This is a genomic window from Crocinitomicaceae bacterium, assembly GCA_016708105.1.
GTDB lineage: Bacteria > Bacteroidota > Bacteroidia > Flavobacteriales_D > Crocinitomicaceae > JADJGJ01.
On sequence record JADJGJ010000001.1, the window covers coordinates 2,307,227 to 2,332,602 of the forward strand.

The following is a 25,376-nucleotide window of genomic DNA, read 5'->3' on the forward strand; positions in this document are numbered from 1 at the left end:
AAAATCATAAACAAAGGTAAACAGATTCATGTTATCGTGCATGAGTTTATAAAAGAATAATGAGCAACGAACTGTTATTAATCCTGCAAAAGCCCATGCATAATTGCTGAACAATTGCTTACTTTGGACAAAATTTAACCTATGAGTTCATCTACATCAAACACCCTTGTGCATGAAATTGAATCAGGCGTTGGCATTATCAGACTTAATCGTCCTGAAGTATTCAACAGCTTTAACCGTGAAATGGCAATTGCCTTGCAAGATATTTTAGATATTTATGAAGAGACGCATGCGGTGCGCGCCATATATATAACCGGTACCGGTAAGGCATTTTGCGCCGGGCAAGATTTAGTTGAGGCAACCGACAGCAAAGGCCCTAAATTGCAAACCATCGTGCGGCAGCATTATAATCCGATAATTGAACGAATCAGACATATTGAAAAACCCATTATTTCAGCAGTGAATGGTGTTGCAGCAGGTGCAGGTGCAAATATTGCCTTGGCTTGTGATATATGTGTAGCAACAGAATCAGCAGGATTTATTCAGGCCTTTAGTAAAATTGGTTTGATACCTGATTCAGGCGGAACCTTTATGCTGCCTCGTTTGATAGGTTTTCAAAAAGCCACGGCACTCATGATGTTAGGTGATAAAGTAATGGCAAAAGAAGCTGAAGCCATGGGTATGATTTATAAATGGTATGCTGATGCAAGTTTTGCGGACGAGTCAATGCAACTTGCCAAAACACTGGCGCAAATGCCAACCAAAGCGTTGGGCTTAACCAAACGAGCGCTCAATTTGTCTATGATATCTGACCTAAATACACAACTTGAGACAGAAGAAGAAATGCAAACCATGGCAGGCTCAAGCTATGATTACAAAGAAGGAGTAGCTGCGTTTCTGGAAAAAAGAAAACCTGTATTTAAAGGAGAATAAACATGAAAATTGGTGTACTAGGGGCAGGCTCCATGGGTTCAGGTATTGCCCAAGTTGCAGCGCAGTGCGGACATGAAGTAATACTTTGTGATACCAACGATGCACAATTAAAAAAAGCAGAAGATGCTTTGAATAAAACTTTTTCTACTCTTGTTGAAAAAGGTAAAATCAACCATGACGAAGCTCAGACAGTTCTTGCACGCATAAACTATTCTTCTTCCATTGAAAATTTTGCGCCATGCGGCTTGATCATTGAAGCCATCATTGAAAACTTGGATATAAAAAAAACCGTGTTTGCGCAGCTTGAATCCATTGTTTCTGATGAATGTTTGCTTGCGTCTAACACCTCTTCATTGAGCATTGCATCTATTGCATCAGCGTGTAAAAATGCTTCACGCGTAATAGGAATTCACTTTTTCAATCCTGCTCCACTCATGCCGCTGGTTGAAATTATTCCGGCCGTACAAACTGCTGTACACACTACACGTGCCGCAAAAGACTTAATTGACGGGTGGAAAAAAATAACCGTCATTACCAAAGACACGCCGGGCTTTATTGTCAACCGCGTTGCCAGACCTTTTTATGGTGAAGCATTGCGTATTTATGAAGAAGGCATAGCTGATTTTGCTACCATTGATTTTGCAATGACATCAGTGGGAGGTTTCAAAATGGGACCTTTCACACTCATGGATTATATTGGCAATGATGTGAACTATGCCGTTACAGAATCAGTATTTGCCTCTTTTTATTTTGATCCCCGGTATAAACCTGCTCTTACACAAAAAAGACATGTAGAAGCCGGTTGGTATGGACGCAAAAGTGGACGCGGTTATTATGATTACAGCAAAGATGCAGCTACTGCTACACCTATTCAGAATGAACATTTGCATCGTCAAATAGTTGATAGAATTTTAGCGATGCTGATCAATGAAGCCGCCGATGCAGTGCATTTGAATATTGCCTCAGTAAAAGATATAGATCTTGCCATGACCAAAGGAGTGAATTACCCTAAAGGGCTGCTTACCTGGGCTAATGAATTGGGGTTGGATAAAGTTCTTAACACTCTTGATAATTTATATAATGAATATCGTGAAGACCGCTACAGAGCAAGTGTTTTGCTTCGCAGAAAAGTAAATGAGGGCAAGGCATTCTGAAGTTTTTATCATCTTTTTATTATTCGCAGTAACTAAATGACCTGAATGGGTTATTTTTGTCCGATAATCAACCTGTTTATTTATGCAATGTAAATAAACTCAAACCTAACACTATGAAATTTTTATTATTAAAGATGACTGTACTAGCATTTGTAGTCACATTCTCATCTCAAGTATCTGCGCAAAGTTTGGTAGATAAAATCTTTTCAGACAAACCGGCTGATTTTAAAAGTCAGATTGAAATTTTAGACACGCTCGTGTACGAGTATTATACATGGGATGAGAATTATTATTATTCCTACGAAACCCGTTTTGGATTAAAAGACTTTGAACATTTTCTGATTTATAAAAACAAATCAACCAATAAAAAAGGCTTGATTGTGTATGGATCTGAAAACAGCTTCTATACACCGGCTGTGGCAGACAGTATTTATTTCTTATCTGCTGAAGATTTAGAATTCAATGAGTACTATGATGATTTAGGGAACTACTACTCATTCATGCAAGCCAAAAAATTACATTTTTATTTTGATCAGAATACGGGTGAAGATGAACTGTGGGCAATAACATGTGATACAAAATACAACGGGCAAAAAGACGGCAACGTAAAATCAGCAACCTTGCGCGCGGTGAAATTCACTGAGGTAATAGATGCTGATGGATATTCTCATATCTACGCAGTATTTGCCAATCTTGATAACAACAGTATTTTCACATCGTCAGTATTAAATGAAACGTTGGTGAGAAGTGAAGTTTACGCCTACCACTACGATTCATATTACGGAGAATATGATTACTACTACAATTATGAGGCACCTGAATCTGACTACTCTGTTCCAACTTTTGAATCACGCATGAACTATGAAACAGTAACGGTAAATTATATTGAAAAAAATGATACTATTCACCAACTAGTTAATTACACGTTTTGTGAGGTTGATCAATACGCATACACCCGCAAATCACTGAGTGATGACTACAGTGGCGTATGGGGAACACCATCCGTTCAAACTGCTGATTATGACGGGGAGTACACTACTTCACCAGAAGATCCTACCATGTATATCATTGACGGGGATGATATATGGACAGGTTATGGTGTCTATCTTACTTCAGTTGATACCTATAAAAACAGTTACAAAGCCGGAATGTATAGCTTGTCAGAAATTTCAAAACGCATTGGTTTAGGATCAGAATTAGACAGCAAATGGAAAGGGTCAAAAGAGAATGTGCACTTCATTGAACTCTATACCTGGACAAAACTTTCACGCTATAAAGATTTTTTCATTTACAATGATCAAGTGATGGCTCACGTGGCTTATGACCTTGATGAAAATGGAAATAAAAAAGTGACTGTTGAATTTTTTGATAAACAAAAAGTGTATGAAAAATACGCTATTGCAAAATATGACAACTATTATTACACCACTGTTTTAGTTGATGAAAACGGAAACAATATTTCTCTTTCAGATCATGGTATTGAATACTACTACAACTATAATTTGGCAGTAGCAGACCGCAATATTGACAAAGAAGGAAATTTAGTATTAACAGATGAAAGCCTAGGAAGCATAAGTTTCAAAGCATACAATGCCGGAAGCAATTATTTGGGTAAAGTAAAAGTACAATGGATTGAAAACGCAGATTTAAATGAAGGCGGAACAATTGTCACCATTAAATCTATGCCATACAAAATAGTTGATCAGCAAGGGACTTCTTATTGTGATGATATTGCCGCGATGGCAGTTGTAAATGTTGCAGGCTTTAATGTTTACCAAATTTATAACAGTCAGAACAAAGCAGGTTTGCTTGGGCCTGATGGTAAATGGTTAGTTAAACCTGAGTGGGATGGTGTAAATGTTGTTGGACCACCTTCAGCAGGATCATATTATTATGACAGCTATTCATATACAATTAATCTACCGGTATTTTTTACTGTATTGAATGGTGAAAAATGGGGCGCCTTAGATTCAAAAGGAAACATGATTATTCCTGCTGTCTATGAATATATTGAAGTGTGCGGAAATCAAATTCTGGCAACTAAAGACAGTAAGCTCACTATTTATTCATTTGACGGAAAAATGTTACTTGATAATTTAGACGGTATAGCCAGTTCATATTATGGATACGCCAATGATTGCTATTCGTTTGATTATACAGCAAATGGTGATCGCGTGTTGGTGAAAGATGGTAAATACGGTATTGTGAATTCAAAATTTGAGCAAATAATTCCTTTCTCTTACGCCTACATTCAACAAACAAGCAATGGAAATTTTATTGCATCAGAAGATGGTACTTATTACGGAATGATTGACGGAAAAGGAAATAAAATTCTTGAATTTGAATATGATTTCATTGCACAGTTTGACTACCAAACTAATCGTTTTGTAGCCAGTAAAGACGGCAACCAAGGAGTAGTGAATGAAAAAGGTGAGACCATCATTCCGTTCCAATATTATTCAATTTCAACAGGTTCAGATTGGGCTTCTAATATGATTTATATTTCAGATCCTGATTATCGTACGAATATCATTGACACTAATGGAAAATCAATTATCAGTGCTGAATGTACGTATGTATATTATTATCCGGGATATGAGATTTTTTACTGCTCAACCAATGATGGGCAATTCCAATATTATGACAGATCAGGCAATTTGATGTACTCAAAAGTAATGTTCTACATTGACCCTTATTCAGCGTATGATGCTATTCAAATTGCGCAAATGGGAGATTATGATGATCCACGTTATGGCGCATTTGACCTAACTACAGGTAATGATATGATGCCATACGAGTTTGAATCACTCTACCCTTTCTGGATTGACGACGTGATGTTTTTTGCAGGAACAAAAAATTCAAAAATTGGAATTTACACTATTGACGGAGTAGAGCTGGTGAAACCAAAAGGCATGTATCTTGAAAACTATTATTACAATTCAGGATATTACGATGACTCAGAAGAAGGATACTTCGTTGAAATATCGAACAAAAAAGGAAAAATCAAAAAGATTAAACTGAACTTTTAACGCTGATTTTTTTAACAAGAAAACGCCTCCCAATTGGGGGGCGTTTTTTTTTGTCAACTCTTGTCTTGTGACTTTTTTCACCATCTGTATTATATCCTTATCAAACCGCTACTATGCGCATTTTAATGGTATTTCTATTTCTGAAGACCTCCGGTGTTGTCGCATCAGACACCATGTTTGTTCATCCCATTTATCCACCTATTGTTTTTGAAAACGGCGAATATAATTTCTACAAATACACACCAAAATATATCCCTGAAAATTTGTTGCACTGCTTTAAAATACTTTCCACTTCAGGCGATGTTTCTCTTGAACGCTTTATAAAAAGAAACACAAATGAAGTAGTTGAGCGCGGTATATTTGACCGAGGTTATCGCATCAGAAAAGATTTTTGTTTGGAGGGATATTCAAGCTTTGCCCATTTTTTTCATCAACGAGGTATTTATTACCCATTTGCCATGGAATCATACATACTGCTTTGTTTTCACGACTATTTAAATCAAAAAAAAATTAAGTGGATTCAAAATAAAAATACAGCACTTGAAGGATTGCGTGATCAAAACAAAGCATGGAAAAAAAGAACCCGTCAACTTTTCAAAACTCAAAAACCCTCCGAGGCAGAAATTATCTCCCCTGAACCTGAATGGAGCGTTGAGGAATTGATGAATTGGTATTAATAATCAGATTTTGGATCAGCATCAGACTGCCCGCTGGCGCAAACGTCTCGTGCATGCCTAACAACCAACTAAAATCGGCAACATGAAAATACAAGTTATTTTATTGTAGTATGAATATCGTGTATTTACTTTTTATTGATCATTTTGAATTTGGATAATCAACATGGAATTCTCCACCATTTAACATGATGGTGATTGTATCTAATTCCATCATTCCATTTGTGAAATAACCAAAATGGTGATATAACCAATCGTTAGCTTCAGGCGTTTTATGTCCAATCAGAAAACTGCCATCACCCTTGACTTGTTCTAAATTGACTTGAAACACTTCCGCTGATGCTGCATGAATATTTACATATTTTCTTGATTCATTCGAATTCCTAATTTCAATAAAACAAGAATCAATTTGATATGAGTTCTCATTCACTACTTTTATTACTGCCAGATCAGTATAATGATCACATGAATTCAACATGAAAAGCGCATAGAACAGAGATACAGTCATTAATATCGGCAACATTTTAAAATTGTCGAATTGAAACTCCGTTTGCTTTTTTAAGGCTTCGTTACAGGACATATTTACGACGATTACGAATATTCAATAGAGCTCTTCCCCCAAAGTTCACCATGTCTAATTTCTAAATCTGATGAAAAATTATTCGTAAACAACTGCCCGGTTCCCAATCCCTGATGCATACTTACGTTTTTGGTATACGTGTACTGAGCAATGGCAGAAAGCCCAATATTACTTTCCAGCGCAGAAGTTATCCACCAGCCTGAAAGATTTTTTTCTGCCGCCGCAATCCACTCATCACAACTTAAAAAACCACCCAGCAGACTTGGTTTCAAAATAATAAATTGCGGTTTGATGAACCGGAGCAATTCATTTTTTTCTTTCACATCATGAATTCCAATCAACTCTTCATCCAGCGCAATGGGTAAGGGTGTATTCAAACAAATTTTTTGCATTAATTCTGTTTGCCCTGCCTTTACAGGTTGCTCAATAGAATGAATATCCAGAGCGGCAAGATGATCCAATTTCTGCATCACATCTTTTTCTGAAAAAGCACCGTTAGCATCAACGCGCAAGATAATTTCATTTTTTGAATAGCGTTTGCGAATAGATTTTAATACTTCCAATTCCGTTTCAAAATCAATAGCACCCACTTTCATTTTAATACACGTGTAGCTTGCTTTGAGCTTTTCTTCAATTTGATTTTGCATGTAGGTTTGGTCTCCCATCCAAACTAATCCATTGATTGGAATGGATGCCCTGCCCTCAGTAAAATCAGACGGAAAGCAAATACCGTTGCCCCCATTTTTTAAATCAAGAAAAGCGCTCTCTAATGCAAATCTTAAGGAAGGAATTTCTCTAAACTGCGAAAATGATTCAAGCGAATCAGGAATTTCTGCCGAACATATTTTTTCCAGCTGACGCTCGTATTCCTCATTCCAATCCGGTGATAAATTTTCTATGATAGAAGCCTCTCCTGTTCCGCGCACCGCTCTGCAATTGGCTTCAAACAATTGAATAATCCATGAATTTTTGGAATGCAAAACACCTCGTGAAGTGCCTCCAGGAGTTTTAAACGTGAGGGTATGTTTAGAAAGTTTAGCCTGTAGCTTCATCATCTCTCAATAAAAATCAATTCAATAATTTACGTATTTAAAAATCTTACTCATTCAACAATTCAGCAATTTTATCTGCCTCATTTTTGGTTGTATACAAGCGGGCAAATTTTTCTTTTTGTGAATTTGCTTTCAGCTTAGATTGAGATAAATCACCAATTATTTTTTCCACTGCTGCTTTCAATTCGGTGTAGTTTTCATAGTGATATAATTCACCTGCTGTGCCTTGTTCAAGAATTTCGGAGGTGCCACCTGAAGTTGTTGCAATAACGGGCAAACCTGAGCACAAGGCTTCAAGCGTTACCATGCCATACGTTTCACTATGCGAGGCCAAGACAAAAATATCGGATGCGGCGTAAAATAATTCCGTATCTGACCGGTGCGGAACAAAGAAGACTTGTTGCTGCAATTTATTTTCTTCTACGAACTGATGTAATTTCTGATCATAAACAACGCAATCTGGATCATTGATAGTAGCAGATCCAAAAATCAACAAATTGACTCTAATTCCATTTTCATTTATTTTTTTGACTGATTCAGCCAGAAATAATTGTCCTTTTTTTTCTGAGATTCTACCAATAATTCCTAATAACGGAAAAGACGTATTGATGCCTAAAATTGATCTAGCCTCTTGTTGTGAAATAGCATTGTTTGCAAATCGTGCAGTATCCAGGCCAATAGGTATCACCCTCACCCGTGCAACCGGGAATTTTGTGCGCAAGGCAACTTCATCTTTCAAATATTGAAGCGGACTAATCCAAGTATGAATACTTTTATACCGCAGCGTATGAAAAAAACTCTTTTTGTTGATGCCAATTTGCATGTGTTGTTGATACACAATTTTCAGTTTATTAAAATAGCATCGTTTTGCCCAGGATAGTACATCCAAGTCACGATTATCAAAAACCACAATCTGACTAATTGACTTCTTTTTTAATTCGGTTGCAATCTGCTTGGCTGTTTTGAAATCAAAATATTTTTTTCTAAAACTAATGAGCAGGGTATCATCAAATACATTTTCTTTGCGCTGGTAGATAGTTGATTTTTCTTGAGAGATCAAGAGAATAGAAAAACCGCGTTGCTTGAGTTCAGTACCTAATTTTAATACGTTCATTTCTAAACCTCCCCAACCGGTAGAGGTAATTAAAAAAGCAAGGCGTTGTGTAGATGAACTTTTCATTGCAACAGGTTTGTTACGATTTATCTCTCCAAATCTCTGAGATATTTTTCAAAATCAAGATCAATCTGGTAAAATACTTTGGACACACTGCGGCGAAGAATTATGTAAAAAATTGAGAAAAGGATTACCGCATGTCCGGCCAGAAAGGCAAAAGGTATCAAACCCCATTCTTTAAATGCCGTACTAAAGCATAAAAATAAAAAACCTATCAAATAGCAACAAGCCAGCATCACGGCAAAAAATTTCATGATCCCGTTAAAAGATGAAATATTGAAAATTACCCGGGTTGATTCACCTTCATGAAAATAACGTCCTTCAATCAAAGCCAGGTTGGATAATGAATCAAAAAACCGTTTCTTTTTTCTGATGGTAAAACTTTGCTCATCAAATCTTCCATAATACTCTTGTTGAGAAGATAAAAAGATATCTCTGAGTCCACCGCTCATACCCGGGCTTCGCAAGCTGACACGCTGAACCAGCGCCTGATGAAATGCATCAACTTTCACCGGATACTTTCGTTCAAGGCTTTCAGTAAGATTCAATTTCTCAGACAAACTCATGGTGGCATCACGTTGGTTTATAAAATTACCAATCTGTTGTTAAAATTAAATTTAATTCTGCTTCATATAGCCGGAATAATATCTATAAATTTGAATGAATGAATATTCCCTCAAAATATTTAGAAGATTTGGTAGACCACTTTGCCTCACTGCCGGGCATTGGCAGAAAAACGGCACTGCGTCTGGTATTGAATATTTTGAAACGAAAAGAAGAGGAAATTGTCTCCTTTTCTAAGGCTCTGAGTGAAATAAAAACTAAAATCATCACCTGTAAACAATGTGGTAATATTTCAGATCATGAAATTTGTCATATATGCTCACAACCCGGCAGAAATCAGAGAATCGTTTGTGTTGTTGAAGATATTCGGGATATCATGGCCATTGAAAACACACAACAGTATTTTGGAATTTATCATGTATTGGGTGGTGTCATTTCACCTATGGAAGGCATTGGGCCAAATGATCTCAACATTTTACCCCTGACTGATAAAGTGAATAATGGAGAAGTAGATGAAGTAATACTTGCACTCAACGCAACTATGGAAGGTGACACAACAAACTTTTTTCTCTACAGAAAACTAGCTGACAGCGGCATCAACATCACTACCCTTTCACGCGGAGTTTCTATTGGAACTGAATTGCATTATACAGATGAACTTACCCTTGGTCGTTCAATCCTTAACCGCACGCCATTTGAATTTGCGCCGGTAAAAAAGTAGGTTTGATTTTTTTCTACAAATAACCCTTCATGGCATACACTGCATACCCAACCCATTCATGAATTAATCTATTCCAATCAGCAAGAACACTTTCATTGGGCAAAATCCATTGATCAAATTGGTAATTTCGTTCAGCACCGGTATAGTGATCTGTTGTAAAGGTGGTGATATTTTCAAATCCGGCTTGCTTGTAACAACCTTCAGCACGAGGCATGTGAATGGCAGAGGTCACCAGCAAAAAACGCTTCAATTCAGGATGAGCATCAACAATTTTTTTTGACTCAACCGCGTTTTGCCAGGTATTTTTTGAAAGAGAATCAACCAAGATATCTTGCGCCGGAATTCCATTGTCAATTAATACAGATCTGAATTGTCTGGCTTCGTCTAAGCCTTTATTCACTAGATCACCATTAGCGCCTGAAATTAATATCTTGTCAACTTTTCCAAGATGATACAAATGAATTGCTTGCCATATTCGATCACTACCGCGGCGCATACTTAATCTTCCCAGTGTATTATCAAATTCTGCCATGCCACCCAAAACGATAGCGCAGTCATGATGTGGTATCTCTTCAATTTTTTTCCCATCAGGTTCCCATAACCTGGCAAATTCACAAAATATCACCGTATTTGTAAAAAATATGGTGCAGATAATTCCCGCTCTGAATGTCCATTTTTTTAATCGCTCACGTTTGGTAAACCAAGCTATTACAAACAATATGATGATCCAATAAAATGGGTGCGCAAGAAAATCAAGTATTTTAGAGAGAATAAAAAACATAGATTCAAAGATAAGAGTTCATGTGAAGATTGCGTGTGAGTCGGGTTTAAATCTGTTTGGAGAGAATTTGAACCGGTAAAAAGGGTAACGAATTGCATCTCAATCACAAAATCACCTTATATTCGTTTAACAAAAAATGAATTGACATGAAAAAATATGCACCCATCTTTGCACGTATCGGAGCTGCACTATCTATTGTTTGGGCGCTGGTTGTTTTGTATTTAACATACAAAGAATTAACAGAGCCGGTAAGTCGAAACGAGTTTGAAGCTTTACACAATTTTGCCCAAGGCGTGTCATGTCTCCTATTAGTAGGCATTCAACTTGCCATTCTCATTACTTCATTCTTTGTTTTTGGTTTTAGAAAAGGAGCATGGATTACCTTAATGATTCTCATTTTAATGGCTTCATTAATTCTACCCTTTTCAGGGGTACAAGGCATAGTATTTGAACTTCAAGCCGGTGCTCCAATTTCTGTTGTCAATGAAATATCACCTGCGCTAATTGGTCTTTTACTTATTTTATCTTGGCCGGTTTACTTTAGGAAACTGTGATTTTATGTGATTGTTATAAGTAATTCGATTGCATCATGAAAATTCTGATACTTGCGAGCACTTTTGTTTTTGCCTCGACTATTTTGTGTCAAGACAATGAAATGCTGATAAGGAACAAACATGGTATTGAATTTAGTACGTCAGCGTCATTAAGTTCGATAAATCTTACGCCTACTTATGTTCTTTCATTTGGAAAAAAGAGTAAATTTTTGGCAGGAATCGGAATCAATTTATTTAACCAATGGCAGTTCCCTGGGAATCCGCTGAACTCATTTGAATTAAGTTCGGGTTATAAATTCTTCCCAGTAGGTGAATCGAACAAATTAAATTTTTATTTCCACGCACTAACAAAGTACTATTTGTACAACTTACAATATACCTTTTCTGGCGAACCTAAATTTAATCATTACTTCGAAAGCTTTATAGGATATGGTTTTGAAGTGCCAATCGGAACCAAATGCTACTTTCTTCATGATATAGGAATCGGAGGATTGTTATCTTGGCGCACATATGCCACTCTGCCTTCGAAAGTTGATTGGTTTAGTTTAAACGGGTATCTCAGAATTGGAATCGGAATTAAGTTGGGTAATTAAAACTTTTACATAGGGTCTAGAAGTAATAGCGCTTCGGTTCTCCAATTTTAAGTGTTTCATGGCAGCAGCGCCGCACAAAAATTTTTATACACTCCCGATGGCTATCGGGATTATTAAAAAAGTTTTTGCGCAGCTGAGTGGGTTAGCATTAAGTTCAGTACTTTTAATCAAGGTTGCACTTCTGCTTTTATACATAGTCCGTTTCATTCAAAAAAGACAATCTACCCAATCAATCCCTTCCATTATTTTTTTTGAACCTATTTGTCATTCGCTTGTACAGATGCTTGAATGTTTGATGCAGTACCGATTTCAGACCAAAACAAATTCTGATTAGGAAAATCTGACATCATCTGCATCTTCTAAAAAAATACACGTATGAAAACAGGTACTCAAAAATTTTTACTCCTATTCATTTTGGTTTTTGGAATAGTTTTTTTCAAATCCAATTTGGCATTATCACAAGACAAACCCGGAAGTATAGATGGCTATGCCGTTGACACTAAAACCGGCGATACCTTAACCTTTGTTTCATTGATTCTGCGTGATGCAGCCGGTCAGGCAACAACCCAAGTGTCAGACGTTGATGGTCATTTTTTATTCAAGAATTTGTTGCCCGGCACTTATTCATTAGAAGCCAGATATGTTGCTTACGAATCTATCACGATGAAAGATATTCACGTGATGCCTGAAATGACAGAATACATCACCATTAAAATGAAGCAAGCTGAAGTTGAAGTAGAAATGAATCTCATTACCACTGAATCTGAAGAATTGCATAAAGAATATAAAAGCTCAGCACCCAAAAGAGATTTGAGTTACAGTTACGGAAGTGGAACAGTTTTATACGATGATTTTGGTGGCAATACAGAATCATACAATGCAGTAAATGAAAACGGATATAAAAACGTACAAGCAAATCCGCTTTCTACTTTTTCAGTGGATGTTGATGCAGCATCTTATTCTAATGTCCGTCGTTATCTGATGTCAGGTACAAAGCCTCCGGTTGATGCTGTGCGCGTTGAAGAATTCATTAATTATTTTGATTATGATTATCCTGATCCAATAGATGAGCACCCTTTCTCAATCACTACTGAAGTTGGTGATTGTCCGTGGAATCCAACCAATAAATTAGTGCATATTGGCTTGCAAGGTGAAAGATTAAACACCAAAGACTTACCGGCAAATAATTTGGTTTTTCTACTCGATGTTTCCGGGTCAATGAGTGCAGAAAATAAATTACCGCTGCTTAAAAAATCATTCCGCATGCTGATTGATGAATTGCGCCCTGAAGACAAAGTGGCCATAGTGGTATACGCAGGTGCCGCAGGGGTAGTGCTTGAATCAACTTCAACTACCAAAGAAAATAAAATTAAAATTCTGGAATCACTTGATGCGCTGCAATCAGGTGGATCAACCGCTGGTGGGCAGGGAATACAATTAGCGTATAAAGTAGCAGAATCAAATTTCATTGAAGGCGGAAATAACCGTGTCATACTTGCAACAGACGGAGATTTTAATGTAGGCATGAGCAGTGATGGAGAAATGCAACGCTTGATTGAAGATAAAAGAAACTCCGGAATTTACCTTACCTGCCTTGGTTTTGGAATGGGCAATTATAAAGATTCAAAACTTGAAGTACTGGCTGACAAAGGGAATGGAAATTACGCCTACATTGATAACTTGCTTGAGGCTAAAAAAGTTTTGGTCACTGAAATTGGTGGTACGCTATTAACCCTTGCCAAAGATGTAAAAGTGCAAGTTGAATTTAATCCAATGGTAGTTGAATCATATCGTTTGGTTGGCTATGAAAATAGATTATTGAATGAAGAGGATTTTAATGATGACAAAGTTGATGCAGGTGAAATTGGAGCCGGTCATTCTGTAACTGCGCTTTACGAAATTGTTCTGAAAGGTCAGGGCTCAGCACCAACTGTTGATCCTTTGAGATATCAGCAACCTGATCATAGCCAGTCTGCCCTCAGTAACGAAATGCTTACCGTTAAATTCCGCTACAAAAAGCCTGATGGTGATAACTCAATTCTCATTGTAAAAAATCTGGATAATAAAATCACTGCTTGGTCTGAATTGAGTCATGACTTCAAGTTTTCATCGGCGGTTGCAGCATTTGCTATGTTGTTGCGCAATTCAGATTACCGCGGTGTTGCAACCTATGATGATGTGTTGACCTGGTCAAAAGATGGCAAGGGAGATGATAAAAACGGATACCGCTCAGAATTCATGCGATTGGTTGAATTGACAAAAGAAATTCAATAACTCAAAGAATAATATCTTGTAACTGTCAATCATTTGAGCAGTGTTTAAGATTGGACCATAAAAAAAGATCGAACCTCCGGGTCCGATCTTTTTTTATTGAGTAAGATATTATTTTTTTGTCTTTTTTGCTTTTGGTTTTTCAGACTTTACTTTTGCTGCCTTTTTCAATTCTTTCATCGCTTTGCGTTCTGCCTTTGCTTTTTTCTTGGCTTCTTTCTCAGCTTTTTTTCTCAGCTTTTTTTCTTCCTTTTTTAATTTCTTTTCAGCCTTTTTGTTTGCCTTATCAGTCTGCTTTTTATCGTCTGAATTCTTTTTGATTTGCCTGTAGGCTTCAATTTTTCAACAGGCTTAGCTGTTACTTTTTTCTTCTTCACCGCAGATTTTTTTACTGTCTTTTTCTTAGGGCTTGCGGTAGTTTTCTTTTTAGCCGGACTAGCAGATGACTTCTTCTTAACCGTTGTTTTTTTCGCTCTTGGTTTTTTTACTGGCTTTGCTTTCACCTCGTTTTTTGAATCGTCTGCCGCTGGCTCCTGCCCAATCTGATCTTGTGTTTTCATAGTTATATGCCGGTTTTTGATTGTTGCATTTCAGTGCGTGAACTCTTTTTATATATCCTCAACCGTTCGAGGACATTCATTTATCACTAATTTGATGTAAACGTAGTCAATATTTGGTAACCTTGTGTTAAGACAGTATTAATTATGAAAAAGACCTGCATCCCTTTAAATACGGGAGGATAGAATAGAAATAGAATTTGGTCCTTCATTCATGAGCAAATCAAGTATGCTCAAATTTGGAACAAATCCATACCGCTCTGTAAATGTCTGAAGGTATGCTTTACCCGAATATTCGTTTTGCTTTTTAGGGTCAGCTAATTCGCGGGCAGACCTATCAAGAGGGGCATCTGAAGCAACATATTCCACTTGGCATGATAACCCGATTTTATCAACAAGAAAATTCAATAATTGCAAATTTAATTCTGACAAGAACTCGAATTTTGTATGATAAATGCGTTGAAGTGAATCAATATAATACTCATAATATGGTGTGCGCCTGTATGCACTTTCAATTGAACGCACATGGTTGGTAACCCAATCTTCAGCATAACTTACCTTCACATCACACGTCATTGTTTCATGACCCTTGGGTTTCTCAACAGGCACAATCAAATTCTGCGTTCCGTTTGCATTGAGAATAACACACCGATTGCGAAAAGTTTGTTTTGGAAAAATCTCATCACCTGAAATAATCACCTTGTCTTCTGAATAGATTGCTGAGAAGAATGAAATGTTAGGAAGGTATGCCGTTGCAAGGTTGCGCATAATCTGATCAATTCACAATAAACCAACCAGGGCGGGATACCGCAACAAGTCATCAAATGTATCTATATCACCCAATTCAGGCAACAATGCAAAGTCAATACCAACATCTTTCATTCGTTGTTGGGTAGCAGGCAAAACATCCGGTGTGCTCCATGCTATTTGATCAAATATTTTGGCATCATACTTTTCTGTAAATCCAATGAGATAATATCCGCCATCTTTAGCAGGGCCAATAACAGCTTGGTGTCTGCTAAGTTCAAAAAATGCTTGTGTGAGATGATGACTTTCTAATTCGTAACAATCACTTCCAACCAAAATAACCTGATTGTATCCACGAATAAATGCAGATCTGAAGGCGTTCACCATGCGCTCACCCAAATCATTTCCTTGTTGTAAATTTTGTTTGAATCCGGCACGGGTAAATTCATCTGAAGCGGGAATAAAATCAGTGTAATAAACCGCCTTGTCATGCTGCAAGGTTTCACATTGTCTGATCGTATGATCTTTCAGCAACTGATAAATTTTAAGAGCCTTGCTATCTCCAATCATCGTTGCAAGGCGCGTTTTAACTCTGCCGGCACGCACATTTCTGGCAAAAACTATCACAAGGGTTTCAGTCATATTATATCAAAGATAACAGACAAAACAGTTCTGCAAAAATTACATTGAAACATCTTTATATTTATTCATCATTTGCACACCATGAACCAGTGAAGCTCCACCGCGAATAGCAGCAGCAACATGAACTGCTTCCATCATCTGAGCAGAATCACAGCCTTTTTCAAGCGTATCTGTTGTATATGCGTCAATGCAATATGGACACTGAACCGCATGTGCAACCGCCAGCGCAATGAGCGATTTTTCACGAGCTGTCAAGGCGCCGTCTTTAAAAACTTCACCATAATAATCAAAGAATTTTTTTGCCAGACCGGGCTCAAATTCCCCAATTTGTCCAAACTTTTTTAGGTCTTCAGGATTGTAATAGGTTTTCATTTGATCTTTTTTTTTGTGATAACTTAATTGATTCCTAATTTTTTCAACGAATAAAAACTTAGATATATAAAATAATATAAGCTTAGCCGTCGGTTCTTTAAAAAACCTTACACCCTCACACCCATCACACAAATATCATCTACTTGTTCAAAATCACCTTTCCAAGTATCAAAGAGAGATATAATCATTTCTTGCTGCTCTTTCATGGTGAAATTTTGAATGTTCAATAGTTTTTCTTTGAAATTTTTACTCTTGATTTTTTTGCCTTTGTCACCGCCAAACTGATCAAAGTATCCATCACTTGAAAGATATATTACATCGCCTTTTTCAAGTTGAACCGTTTGATTCAGGAACACTTGTTTTTTCTCAAAGTAACCAATTGGCTGCCGGTTACCACGTATCTCTATCAATACTTTGTCTTCAGACGCAAGTAAATTTTTTGGAGACACCGTGCCTAAATTTTCAGAGTGTATTGACTTCATAATCCAAACCGGATTGTTGGCACCCGCAAATTGTAAAGTAAAATTGTTTTTGTCAAATGCACACAATGCAATATCCATCCCATCTTTTACTTCACGATCACTTTTTACAAAAGTTTCTACCACAAGTTCAGATGTTTTTTCAAGTATTTCAGATGGTTTTGAAAATCCAAACTCTTTCAAAGAACGATTGAGTGCATTATGACAAATCACGCTGACCATAGCACCGGGTACACCATGTCCGGTGCAATCTGCAACAGCAAAGTATATTTTATCAGCGGTTTGTTCTATCCAATAAAAATCTCCGGCAACAACATCTTTCGGACGATAAAAAATAAAATTATCAGGCAAAATTTCAGAAACATAACGCACCGGTGGCAAAATGGCATCTTGTATTTGTTTTGCGTAATGAATTGAGTCCATTATCTCTTTGTTCCTTTGCTCAAGAATGGTCTTACTCAGTGCAATTGCCTTGTTCAATTTTGATGTCTGCAAATAAATATAAACGGTGAAAACCAAGATTAATACAACCAAAACAAGCACAAAGTATAGCAGCATATTCTGATTTTTTGCTTCTGCTGATTTCAACTTTTCTGCATTAATCACATTTTCTTTTTCAGCCAACTCTTTTTCTTTTACTGTAAGACTCAATTTATATTCATCTTCTTTGAGTTGCTGAACCTTCTCAATTTTATTGATGCGCTCTTCAACCTCAATTAGTCTGCCTCTGAAATCAAAAGCACGTTGATAATTTTCTTGCGCTTCATATACTTTTACCAATTGAATTACTGCATCTTCTTCTTCAAAAATGAGTTTATTATCTACTGCAATCTGATAACTTTCCAAAGCAAATTTCTCCGCCTCATTAAGCATATTTAAAGCAAGATAAGATTCTGCCAGACGAGCACAAATGGTTGCTTTGCTGTCCGTCATTTTTTGCTGATCAGCCACCAACCAAGCGCGGTTGAAATAATAAACAGCTTTCGTATAATCTTCAGTCAAATGATAATAAAGTCCAAGATTTTGTTCAAGAAAATATCGGTCACGCTCATCCATGGATGATTGCAGTGCTTCCAACAACAAGAGATAATGATACGCTGAATCTGCATAATTCCTCTCAATAAAATCAAGTGAAAGATTAATCAACCTACCAATCTCACCATCACGGTCACCGTGGTTTTTACTGATAAAATACGCTTCACGCAACATATTTGTTGATGCATCAGGTTCTCCGATACGATCAAGCAAAATACTTTTTAGCGAATAAGCCCTAGATAGTTTAGGATAATTTTTTTGCTGTTCAAAAATTTGAATCGCAAAATTTATTTCAGTTGCCGACAAATCATAATCAGTAACCAGCAAATGATAACGGGCCTTGCAATGAGCAATATCTCCCATGAATTGCGTATTGCCATAATACTGCGATTTTTTTTCTGCTTCACAACAAAGCCTGTATGAGCTATCAGGATTTTCATAATAGATCTCATTACTTTTTTTAATCAAATCAGCAATGATCAAAGAATCTTCAGTGGCAGCAAAAAGATTATGCCCGACTAGAAGGACTGCAATAACTAACGATAACCGAAGAAATTTTCTGCGCATCTCACGGTTACATATTTCGTCTATATTGTCCGCCAACTTCAAACATGGCTGATGTGAGTTGTCCCAGTGAGCAATGTTTTGCTGCTTCCATCATTTCATTAAAAATATTTTTATTCTGAATGGCCGCATGCTGTATAAGTTCCACAGCTTGTTTCGCTTTATCGGCTTTAGCTTTGTGCAAATTATTCAGCATTTCAATCTGGTATTTTTTCTCTTCTTCTGTTGCGCGAATTACTTCAGCAGGAATAATGGTAGGCGAACCTTTTGAACTCAAAAAAGTATTAACTCCAATGATAGGAAATTCTCCGGTGTGTTTCAGCGTTTCATAGTACAATGATTCTTCTTGAATTTTGCTGCGCTGATACATAGTTTCCATTGCCCCTAATACACCTCCTCGCTCTGTAATACGATCAAATTCAGAAAGCACTGCTTCTTCAACCAAATCTGTCAACTCTTCAATGATGAATGAACCCTGCATTGGATTTTCATTTTTTGCTAAGCCTAACTCACGGTTAATGATTAATTGAATAGCCATTGCCCTTCGCACTGATTCTTCTGTAGGTGTTGTGATGGCTTCATCATACGCGTTGGTATGAAGAGAATTGCAATTATCATAAATTGCATACAAGGCCTGCAGGGTTGTGCGGATATCATTGAAATCAATTTCCTGCGCGTGCAATGAACGACCTGACGTTTGAATGTGGTATTTCAACATTTGTGTGCGTTCATCAGCACCGTATTTTTTTGCCATGGCTTTTGCCCAAATTCGGCGAGCAACACGTCCAATCACCGCATACTCAGGATCAATTCCGTTGGAGAAAAAGAATGAAAGATTAGGCCCAAATTTATTGATATCCATTCCTCTACTCAAATAATATTCTACATAGGTGAATCCATTCGCCAGAGTGAATGCCAACTGTGAAATTGGATTTGCGCCCGCCTCTGCAATATGATATCCTGAAATGGAAACTGAATAAAAATTGCGTACACCATTTGTAATAAAATATTCTTGCACATCTCCCATTAAACGTAAGGCAAATTCTGTCGAAAAAATACAAGTATTCTGCGCCTGATCTTCTTTGAGAATATCTGCCTGAACGGTTCCTCTAACTTTTTTTAGTGTTTCTGCTTTGATTGTTGCATAGATATCTGCCGGCAAAACTTGATCACCTGTTAAACCAAGTAACATCAAACCTAATCCATTATTCCCCTCAGGCAACTCGCCTTGATACGCAGGACGCACTAATCCTTTTGAATCGTAAAGTTCTTTGTATTTGTCTTCAACCTGTTTTTCTAGCTTATGTTGACGAATATATAATTCACATTCCTGATCAATTGCGGCATTCATAAAGTAACTTAACATTACCGGAGCAGGTCCGTTAATAGTCATACTCACAGACGTTTTAGGATCAGTAAGATGAAAACCTGAGTACAATTTTTTAGCGTCATCAAGACAACAGATTGATACGCCTGAATTTCCAATTTTTCCGTAAATATCAGGTCGCAAATCCGGATCATTTCCATACAAAGTCACTGAATCAAATGCAGTAGATAAACGTTTGGCGGGCATACCCAAACTCACGTAGTGAAAACGCTTGTTTGTTCTTTCAGGTCCACCTTCTCCGGCAAACATTCTGGTTGGATCTTCTCCCTCACGCTTGAATGGAAACAAGCCCGCAGTAAATGGAAATTCACCCGGAACATTTTCTTGCAACGACCAATTTAAAATATCTCCCCAACCTTTGTACTTAGGTAGAATGACTTTAGGAATTTTTAAATGTGACAATGATTCAGTATGTGTTTCAATGCAAATTTCTTTGTCACGAACAATGTATTTATATACGGGTGATTTATAGCGTGCTACTTTTTCATTCCACGCTTCAATTATTTTCCAGTTTTTTGGATCAAGATTCATTTTGATGGTTTCAAAACTTTCTTGCAATGCTTTAATAAGTCTGTCTTTATCATCCAATTTTGAATTGCGCAACGTTTCAATTGATTTTTGTAAACCATGTAATTGATCTGCTACGTCAACCTGTTGTTTTACCCAACTGTCATAGTTGCGGTTGTTCTCTGAAATTTCTGAAAGATACCGTGTACGTGAAGGCGGAATCACAAAAACTTTTTCAGACATTTCTTTACTGATTGCAAAAGCTGAGTTCAGAGGAGTACCTGTTTTTTCAGCTATCTTCTGCATCACCGCTTTGTACAATGTATTCATTCCCGGATCATTGAATTGTGATGCAATGGTTCCAAAAACCGGAATATCTTCATCTTTTGCATCCCACAAATTATGATTTCTCTTGTATTGTTTTTTCACATCACGTAAAGCATCCAGCGCACCGCGTTTGTCAAATTTATTGAGCGCAACAATGTCTGCAAAATCTAGCATGTCAATTTTTTCAAGTTGCGTTGCTGCACCAAATTCAGGTGTCATTACGTAGAGAGATGCATGTGAATGATCAAGTATCTCCGTGTCGCTTTGCCCAATTCCTGAAGTTTCAAGAATGATCAAATCATAATTAGCTGCTTTGAGAATCTGAATAGCCTCAGCTACATATTTTGACAAGGCAAGATTACTTTGACGCGTTGCAAGAGAACGCATATAAACACGTTTGTTGCGTATTGCATTCATGCGAATACGATCACCCAACAAAGCACCCCCGGTTTTTCTTTTAGAAGGATCAACCGAAACAATGGCAATATTTTTATCCGGGAAATCAAGAAGAAACCTGCGTACAAGTTCATCAACTAAAGACGATTTTCCCGCGCCACCTGTACCGGTAATACCCAGCACCGGAGTTTTGGATTTTTCAGCAAGTGATTTAATTTTATCTAATTCAGCTTTTGCTTTATCCGGAAAATTTTCTGCAGCAGAAATCAATCGGGCAATGCTCAACATATTTTTTTCAGCCAGATGATTGACTTCACCATTCAGTTGATCACCCACCGGAAAATCAGATTTTTGAACCAGATCATTGATCATACCCTGCAAGCCCAACGCACGACCATCATCTGGGTGATAAATACGTGTAATGCCGTAATCTTGTAATTCTTTTATTTCAGACGGAAGAATGGTTCCACCGCCTCCAGCAAATATTTTAATGTGACCCGCTCCTTTTTGTTTGAGTAAATCATACATGTATTTCAAATATTCTGTATGCCCACCTTGGTAAGATGTCATGGCAATTGCCTGTGCATCTTCTTGAATGGCGCAATCCACCACCTCTTCCACACTGCGATCATGCCCCAGGTGAATCACTTCACAACCGGTTGACTGAATAATGCGACGCATGATATTGATGGCGGCATCATGCCCATCAAAAAGTGATGCAGCAGTAACTACTCTGACGTTATGTTTTGGTTTGTAAGGTTGTACTTGTTCCATAGTTTATTGAGCGTGATTTGGAAGAGGTACAAATATAGGGAAAAGTGAGGGAAAGATAAGGGCTTGTTTTTTAGCTATAAAGAGCAAGTAATGGGCAATGGAATACAAACAGTTTAGCATTTCTAGGCATTGCGTTGTGACTTTTATGATCCGAAGAGGTTAGATTCAATTTTGCCCCGTATCTTTCCTCCCTTGAGGGTGACAGCATGACTTCATTTAAAAACAATGCTTTAGGGTTTATTCTCGATATACGGTCACCCTCCTCTGTCCTCCCTCAAGGGAGGAGGTTTTTTTTACAGAGACCAATTTGCACCCTACTCACTAAACAAATCCCTTTCACCCAACGCTTGTCTTTCGAGGTTGAGAAGAAACCTTTTGCGGTCAATACCGCCTGCGTAGCCTGAAAGTTTTCCGTCAGACGCAACTACACGGTGACAGGGAATTGCTATCATAATTTTATTGAGTCCGTTTGCCCTACCCACAGCGCGAACTGATTTGATGTCTCTGAACTTCAAAGTCTGAGCTTTGTAACTTACCTGTTTGCCATAAGGTATTGCACGGGTAATAGTCCATACTTCATTTTGAAAAGCGGTTCCAATTAATTGAAGCGGAACAGAAAAACGCTGTCTGGCACCGGAAAAATATTCGCGCAACTGTTTTTTAAATTCAAGAGTATGACGATTTTCTCCAATGATTAATTCTGCTTTTAATTTTTTTATCAGGCGTGAAATTTCTTTTGTTGTTTGTTCTGAATCTTCAAAAAGTGCTATTACAATGCCACGCTCTGAAGCCACAATATCAAGCTGACCAATTGGACTTTCTGCTTTTGTATGAACCAGTTTCAACATCACTCAACAACTACATAAATGAATACGGCGTTAGACACACCACTGAGATTAATTTCATCCTGACCATTGAAATAAATACAATCTCCTCTACTTAGCGTAGTAGAATCATTGAGTAAAACGGTACCGCGATAGATATAAATAAAGTGATGTGCCGTTGCCGTAAAGGTGATCTTGCTTTTTTTGCTCACTTGCATGTGCCTCACAAAACCTTTCATGCTTGGATTAAGCACCATGAGATTAAAATCTTCAGCCATTCCTCCACTCACTGTTTCCCAATCGCCTGAAAATTCATCTTTTTCAAATCGCTCAAGTATTGTTTGATGATGCCCTTTATGTTGCAATTCTAAAGATCCTTCAAGCACCATTAGTGTTCTTTTTACTCCGGGCAGTTGTGTAAACTTCGATGTTTGCACTTCAATGGTTGCCGTTGAAATTCTGAAATCAAAATTGAGTTGCTTATACGAACTATTTCTTGGCCAAATAAAAAGTTGAGTTGTTGTTCCACCTGACCATTCTGCTGTCTCAAGCTCACTTGCAAAAATAATTTCCATGCTCAGGCTTTATGAAAATAAAAACTATTCGCCTGAGCCAGAGATGTCACAACCAAATCATTGATGCAGAGATGTGCAGGTAGGGTTGTTGAATAATAAATCAGTTCTGCGATGTCTTGTGCTGACATAGGCTGATATCCATTATAAACAGCGTTTGCTTTCTCTTTATCACCATGAAAACGAACTGTAGCGAACTCAGTATTAGCTGCACCCGGTGCAATTTGAGTCACTTTAATTCCATGCGGCAACAAATCAATGCGCATTCCTTTAGTGATAGCGTCTACTGCGTATTTTGAAGCACAATACACATTGCCATTAGCATACACTTCTTTACCTGCGGTAGAACCAATGTTAATGATGTGTCCATTTTTTCTGGCAACCATCAATGGCATAATTTCTTTTGAAACATAAAGAAGACCTTTCACATTGGTGTCAATCATTTTTTCCCAATCTTCTGTATCGCCACTTTGAATTGGATCAAGACCACTGGCTAAGCCGGCATTATTAACCAGCACATCAATTTTCCTCCATTCATCAGGCAGAGATGCAACTGCTTTTTTCACGGCAACCTGATCACGCACATCAAAATTCAGGATGATAACCTGAGTGTGAAATTCTTTCTCAATTTTTAACTTTAACTTTTCAAGACGATCAGCTCGTCGTCCGGTAATGATCAGTTTGTGACCTTCTTTTGCAAATCGCATCGCGGTTGCTTCTCCAAATCCCGACGTCGCGCCGGTAACTACTATTATTTTATGCATATCTTGATTTTGCAAGACTAAATTAATCAGATTTTTTTACAGCAAGATGAATTTGTATTTGTACTAACTTTGTGTCATGGAATTGTTGCTGAAGATACTATACACCGCCTTTGACCTTTTGCTGGAAATGGCACCGTATCTTTTGCTTGGATTTTTGTTTGCCGGTGTTTTAAATGTTCTGGTTAGTGCATCACGGTTGAGCAATTTTGTCGGTTCAAAAAAAGTTGTTTCATCCATTCGTGCTGCGCTTATTGGCATACCACTTCCTCTATGTTCTTGCGGTGTTATACCAACAGGTGTTTCTCTTTTCAGAAGCGGAGCAAGCAGAGGGGCTACTACTTCATTCTTGATTTCTACCCCACAAACAGGTGTTGATTCCATCACGTTAACTTGGTTTGCAATGGGTCCGGCATGGGCTATACTACGACCATTGGTTGCTTTGATTACAGGTGTTGCAGGAGGTGTGACCACAGATATTTTAGTCACTGAGCCCCTACCCATATCTGCAGAGATCAGCACTTCAAAAAAGAAAAAAACATCAGCTTTCATTCGTGTTTTCAAATATGCATTCGTTGATTTTCTGGCTGATATCTCAAGGCCATTATTAGCCGGAATTGCCCTTGCAGTTGCTATCACACTGCTTTTACCGCCAACTGTTTTCACCACATATCTTGACTATCCACTGCTCAATATGCTGATCATTTTGCTTGCCAGTGTTCCGTTGTATGTGTGTGCTACCGGTTCTATTCCGGTTGCTGTAGCATTGCTTGCTAGTGGTGTATCACCGGGTGCAATTCTGGTTTTTTTAATGGCTGGTCCGGCGACAAATGCTGCAACTATCACTGTTTTATGGAAAACTATTGGAAAAAAATCAACCATTATCTACCTTGTGACTATCGTTACGTTTGCTATATTTTTTGGTCTTTTGATAGATTATGTGTTGCCTGCTAATTGGTTTATTACAGATGCCATTGCAAATCATCAACACGCACATCAACACGACGATATCAGTTGGATTTCTCTAAGCTCGGCTATCTTGCTTAGCCTATTTATTTTGTTTGCAGAAATTAAAAAAATAATTCCATCAAAATTTATTTCAAAATCAACCAGTATGTCTGATCAATATATCGTAGAAGGAATGACTTGCAATCACTGTAAATCATCCGTTGAAAAAGCTGTGTGCGCAATAGATGGTGTATCTAGCGCTAACGCAATTCCCGCAGAAAACAAACTCATCATTGAAGGTAAAATTGATGAAAAAAAATTGGAAGAAACCATTGACCAGCTTGGCTATCAATTCAAAGGAAAAATGACTTCCTGAAGGTTGCCTTCCTTCGAATTTCTGCACA

The 25,376-nt window shown here is 37.6% G+C and carries 23 protein-coding genes; 9 read left to right on the forward strand and 14 right to left on the reverse strand.

Annotation, left to right across the window (positions count from 1 at the left end; all coding sequences use genetic code 11):
- Nucleotides 1-141: 141 nt before the first annotated feature.
- The 4 genes from IPH66_10100 to IPH66_10115 all read left to right on the forward strand — a co-directional run bounded on the left by IPH66_10100 (nt 142) and on the right by IPH66_10115 (nt 5,793).
- Nucleotides 142-933: an enoyl-CoA hydratase/isomerase family protein gene (locus tag IPH66_10100; GenBank protein ID MBK7129698.1), complete on the forward strand. Its 792-nt coding sequence runs from the start codon at nt 142-144 to the stop codon at nt 931-933.
- Between the two features lie 2 nt (nt 934-935).
- Nucleotides 936-2,087: an NAD(P)-binding domain-containing protein gene (locus IPH66_10105; GenBank protein MBK7129699.1), complete on the forward strand. Its 1,152-nt coding sequence runs from the start codon at nt 936-938 to the stop codon at nt 2,085-2,087.
- Between the two features lie 113 nt (nt 2,088-2,200).
- Nucleotides 2,201-5,116 (forward strand): WG repeat-containing protein, encoded by a 2,916-nt coding sequence (locus IPH66_10110; GenBank protein MBK7129700.1) that lies wholly within the window; start codon nt 2,201-2,203, stop codon nt 5,114-5,116.
- Nucleotides 5,117-5,229: 113 nt separating this feature from the next.
- The gene (locus IPH66_10115; protein ID MBK7129701.1) at nt 5,230-5,793 is read left to right on the forward strand and encodes a hypothetical protein; all 564 of its coding nucleotides are present in this window, start codon (nt 5,230-5,232) and stop codon (nt 5,791-5,793) included.
- A gap of 139 nt (nt 5,794-5,932) precedes the next feature.
- On the opposite strand, the gene IPH66_10120 is transcribed toward IPH66_10115, so the two are convergent.
- From IPH66_10120 to IPH66_10135, 4 genes are all read right to left on the reverse strand, one after another.
- On the reverse strand, nt 5,933-6,298 hold the full coding sequence (locus IPH66_10120) for a hypothetical protein (protein MBK7129702.1): 366 nt from the start codon (nt 6,296-6,298) through the stop codon (nt 5,933-5,935).
- Nucleotides 6,299-6,381: 83 nt separating this feature from the next.
- A complete protein-coding gene (locus IPH66_10125; protein MBK7129703.1) occupies nt 6,382-7,422 on the reverse strand; it encodes an o-succinylbenzoate synthase in 1,041 nt (346 codons plus the stop codon).
- Nucleotides 7,423-7,468: 46 nt separating this feature from the next.
- On the reverse strand, nt 7,469-8,602 hold the full coding sequence (locus IPH66_10130; protein ID MBK7129704.1) for a glycosyltransferase family 4 protein: 1,134 nt from the start codon (nt 8,600-8,602) through the stop codon (nt 7,469-7,471).
- Between the two features lie 20 nt (nt 8,603-8,622).
- Nucleotides 8,623-9,162, reverse strand: a complete 540-nt coding sequence (locus tag IPH66_10135) for a hypothetical protein (GenBank protein MBK7129705.1) — start codon at nt 9,160-9,162, stop codon at nt 8,623-8,625.
- Between the two features lie 98 nt (nt 9,163-9,260).
- Between IPH66_10135 and recR the strand changes: the two genes are divergently transcribed.
- Nucleotides 9,261-9,881 (forward strand): recombination protein RecR, encoded by a 621-nt coding sequence (gene recR, locus IPH66_10140; protein ID MBK7129706.1) that lies wholly within the window; start codon nt 9,261-9,263, stop codon nt 9,879-9,881.
- Between the two features lie 13 nt (nt 9,882-9,894).
- Here the strand turns inward: recR and IPH66_10145 are convergent, their stop codons facing one another.
- Entirely contained in the window at nt 9,895-10,662 is a 768-nt protein-coding gene (locus IPH66_10145) for a YdcF family protein (GenBank protein ID MBK7129707.1), read from the reverse strand.
- Nucleotides 10,663-10,808: 146 nt separating this feature from the next.
- On the opposite strand from IPH66_10145, the gene IPH66_10150 reads away from it, so the two are divergent.
- From IPH66_10150 to IPH66_10160, 3 genes are all read left to right on the forward strand, one after another.
- Nucleotides 10,809-11,216 (forward strand): hypothetical protein, encoded by a 408-nt coding sequence (locus IPH66_10150; GenBank protein ID MBK7129708.1) that lies wholly within the window; start codon nt 10,809-10,811, stop codon nt 11,214-11,216.
- A 35-nt stretch (nt 11,217-11,251) separates the two neighbouring features.
- A complete protein-coding gene (locus IPH66_10155) occupies nt 11,252-11,809 on the forward strand; it encodes a hypothetical protein (GenBank protein MBK7129709.1) in 558 nt (185 codons plus the stop codon).
- Between the two features lie 375 nt (nt 11,810-12,184).
- A complete protein-coding gene (locus IPH66_10160) occupies nt 12,185-14,083 on the forward strand; it encodes a von Willebrand factor type A domain-containing protein (GenBank protein ID MBK7129710.1) in 1,899 nt (632 codons plus the stop codon).
- Nucleotides 14,084-14,334: 251 nt separating this feature from the next.
- Here the strand turns inward: IPH66_10160 and IPH66_10165 are convergent, their stop codons facing one another.
- The 9 genes from IPH66_10165 to IPH66_10205 all read right to left on the reverse strand — a co-directional run bounded on the left by IPH66_10165 (nt 14,335) and on the right by IPH66_10205 (nt 24,027).
- The gene (locus IPH66_10165; GenBank protein MBK7129711.1) at nt 14,335-14,640 is read right to left on the reverse strand and encodes a hypothetical protein; all 306 of its coding nucleotides are present in this window, start codon (nt 14,638-14,640) and stop codon (nt 14,335-14,337) included.
- Nucleotides 14,641-14,805: 165 nt separating this feature from the next.
- Nucleotides 14,806-15,405 (reverse strand): WbqC family protein, encoded by a 600-nt coding sequence (locus tag IPH66_10170; protein ID MBK7129712.1) that lies wholly within the window; start codon nt 15,403-15,405, stop codon nt 14,806-14,808.
- Between the two features lie 12 nt (nt 15,406-15,417).
- The gene (locus IPH66_10175; protein ID MBK7129713.1) at nt 15,418-16,026 is read right to left on the reverse strand and encodes a TIGR04282 family arsenosugar biosynthesis glycosyltransferase; all 609 of its coding nucleotides are present in this window, start codon (nt 16,024-16,026) and stop codon (nt 15,418-15,420) included.
- Between the two features lie 39 nt (nt 16,027-16,065).
- Nucleotides 16,066-16,398: a carboxymuconolactone decarboxylase family protein gene (locus IPH66_10180; protein ID MBK7129714.1), complete on the reverse strand. Its 333-nt coding sequence runs from the start codon at nt 16,396-16,398 to the stop codon at nt 16,066-16,068.
- A gap of 107 nt (nt 16,399-16,505) precedes the next feature.
- Nucleotides 16,506-18,479 carry a SpoIIE family protein phosphatase gene (locus IPH66_10185; GenBank protein ID MBK7129715.1) on the reverse strand — a complete coding sequence of 658 codons (1,974 nt, stop codon included), beginning with the start codon at nt 18,477-18,479 and terminating at the stop codon, nt 16,506-16,508.
- A 7-nt stretch (nt 18,480-18,486) separates the two neighbouring features.
- On the reverse strand, nt 18,487-21,867 hold the full coding sequence (locus IPH66_10190; GenBank protein MBK7129716.1) for a methylmalonyl-CoA mutase family protein: 3,381 nt from the start codon (nt 21,865-21,867) through the stop codon (nt 18,487-18,489).
- Between the two features lie 314 nt (nt 21,868-22,181).
- Nucleotides 22,182-22,715, reverse strand: a complete 534-nt coding sequence (locus tag IPH66_10195) for a methylated-DNA--[protein]-cysteine S-methyltransferase (GenBank protein MBK7129717.1) — start codon at nt 22,713-22,715, stop codon at nt 22,182-22,184.
- Nucleotides 22,715-23,266, reverse strand: a complete 552-nt coding sequence (locus IPH66_10200) for a HutD family protein (GenBank protein MBK7129718.1) — start codon at nt 23,264-23,266, stop codon at nt 22,715-22,717. Before IPH66_10200 ends, IPH66_10195 begins: the two co-directional genes overlap by 1 nt.
- A 2-nt stretch (nt 23,267-23,268) precedes the next feature.
- Nucleotides 23,269-24,027: an SDR family NAD(P)-dependent oxidoreductase gene (locus tag IPH66_10205; GenBank protein ID MBK7129719.1), complete on the reverse strand. Its 759-nt coding sequence runs from the start codon at nt 24,025-24,027 to the stop codon at nt 23,269-23,271.
- A 76-nt stretch (nt 24,028-24,103) separates the two neighbouring features.
- Here IPH66_10205 and IPH66_10210 point away from each other — a divergent pair, with 76 nt between their 5' ends.
- Nucleotides 24,104-25,348, forward strand: coding sequence for a permease (locus IPH66_10210; protein MBK7129720.1), 1,245 nt, complete (start codon nt 24,104-24,106; stop codon nt 25,346-25,348).
- Nucleotides 25,349-25,376: the final 28 nt, after the last annotated feature.

Excerpts from the sequence above, each read along its gene's own strand:
- IPH66_10135 (MBK7129705.1), bottom strand. The coding sequence starts at position 9,162 with ATGAGTTTGTCTGAGAAATTGAATCTTACTGAAAGCCTTGAACGAAAG.
- IPH66_10195 (MBK7129717.1), bottom strand. The coding sequence starts at position 22,715 with ATGTTGAAACTGGTTCATACAAAAGCAGAAAGTCCAATTGGTCAGCTT.
- IPH66_10145 (MBK7129707.1), bottom strand. The coding sequence starts at position 10,662 with ATGTTTTTTATTCTCTCTAAAATACTTGATTTTCTTGCGCACCCATTT.
- IPH66_10120 (MBK7129702.1), bottom strand. The coding sequence starts at position 6,298 with ATGACTGTATCTCTGTTCTATGCGCTTTTCATGTTGAATTCATGTGAT.
- IPH66_10130 (MBK7129704.1), bottom strand. The coding sequence starts at position 8,602 with ATGAAAAGTTCATCTACACAACGCCTTGCTTTTTTAATTACCTCTACC.
- IPH66_10175 (MBK7129713.1), bottom strand. The coding sequence starts at position 16,026 with ATGACTGAAACCCTTGTGATAGTTTTTGCCAGAAATGTGCGTGCCGGC.
- IPH66_10205 (MBK7129719.1), bottom strand. The coding sequence starts at position 24,027 with ATGCATAAAATAATAGTAGTTACCGGCGCGACGTCGGGATTTGGAGAA.
- IPH66_10155 (MBK7129709.1), top strand. The coding sequence starts at position 11,252 with ATGAAAATTCTGATACTTGCGAGCACTTTTGTTTTTGCCTCGACTATT.
- IPH66_10125 (MBK7129703.1), bottom strand. The coding sequence starts at position 7,422 with ATGAAGCTACAGGCTAAACTTTCTAAACATACCCTCACGTTTAAAACT.
- IPH66_10200 (MBK7129718.1), bottom strand. The coding sequence starts at position 23,266 with ATGGAAATTATTTTTGCAAGTGAGCTTGAGACAGCAGAATGGTCAGGT.
- IPH66_10190 (MBK7129716.1), bottom strand. The coding sequence starts at position 21,867 with ATGGAACAAGTACAACCTTACAAACCAAAACATAACGTCAGAGTAGTT.
- IPH66_10115 (MBK7129701.1), top strand. The coding sequence starts at position 5,230 with ATGCGCATTTTAATGGTATTTCTATTTCTGAAGACCTCCGGTGTTGTC.
- recR (MBK7129706.1), top strand. The coding sequence starts at position 9,261 with ATGAATATTCCCTCAAAATATTTAGAAGATTTGGTAGACCACTTTGCC.
- IPH66_10185 (MBK7129715.1), bottom strand. The coding sequence starts at position 18,479 with ATGCGCAGAAAATTTCTTCGGTTATCGTTAGTTATTGCAGTCCTTCTA.
- IPH66_10160 (MBK7129710.1), top strand. The coding sequence starts at position 12,185 with ATGAAAACAGGTACTCAAAAATTTTTACTCCTATTCATTTTGGTTTTT.
- IPH66_10150 (MBK7129708.1), top strand. The coding sequence starts at position 10,809 with ATGAAAAAATATGCACCCATCTTTGCACGTATCGGAGCTGCACTATCT.
- IPH66_10100 (MBK7129698.1), top strand. The coding sequence starts at position 142 with ATGAGTTCATCTACATCAAACACCCTTGTGCATGAAATTGAATCAGGC.
- IPH66_10170 (MBK7129712.1), bottom strand. The coding sequence starts at position 15,405 with ATGCGCAACCTTGCAACGGCATACCTTCCTAACATTTCATTCTTCTCA.
- IPH66_10210 (MBK7129720.1), top strand. The coding sequence starts at position 24,104 with ATGGAATTGTTGCTGAAGATACTATACACCGCCTTTGACCTTTTGCTG.
- IPH66_10165 (MBK7129711.1), bottom strand. The coding sequence starts at position 14,640 with ATGAAAACACAAGATCAGATTGGGCAGGAGCCAGCGGCAGACGATTCA.
- IPH66_10110 (MBK7129700.1), top strand. The coding sequence starts at position 2,201 with ATGAAATTTTTATTATTAAAGATGACTGTACTAGCATTTGTAGTCACA.
- IPH66_10105 (MBK7129699.1), top strand. The coding sequence starts at position 936 with ATGAAAATTGGTGTACTAGGGGCAGGCTCCATGGGTTCAGGTATTGCC.
- IPH66_10180 (MBK7129714.1), bottom strand. The coding sequence starts at position 16,398 with ATGAAAACCTATTACAATCCTGAAGACCTAAAAAAGTTTGGACAAATT.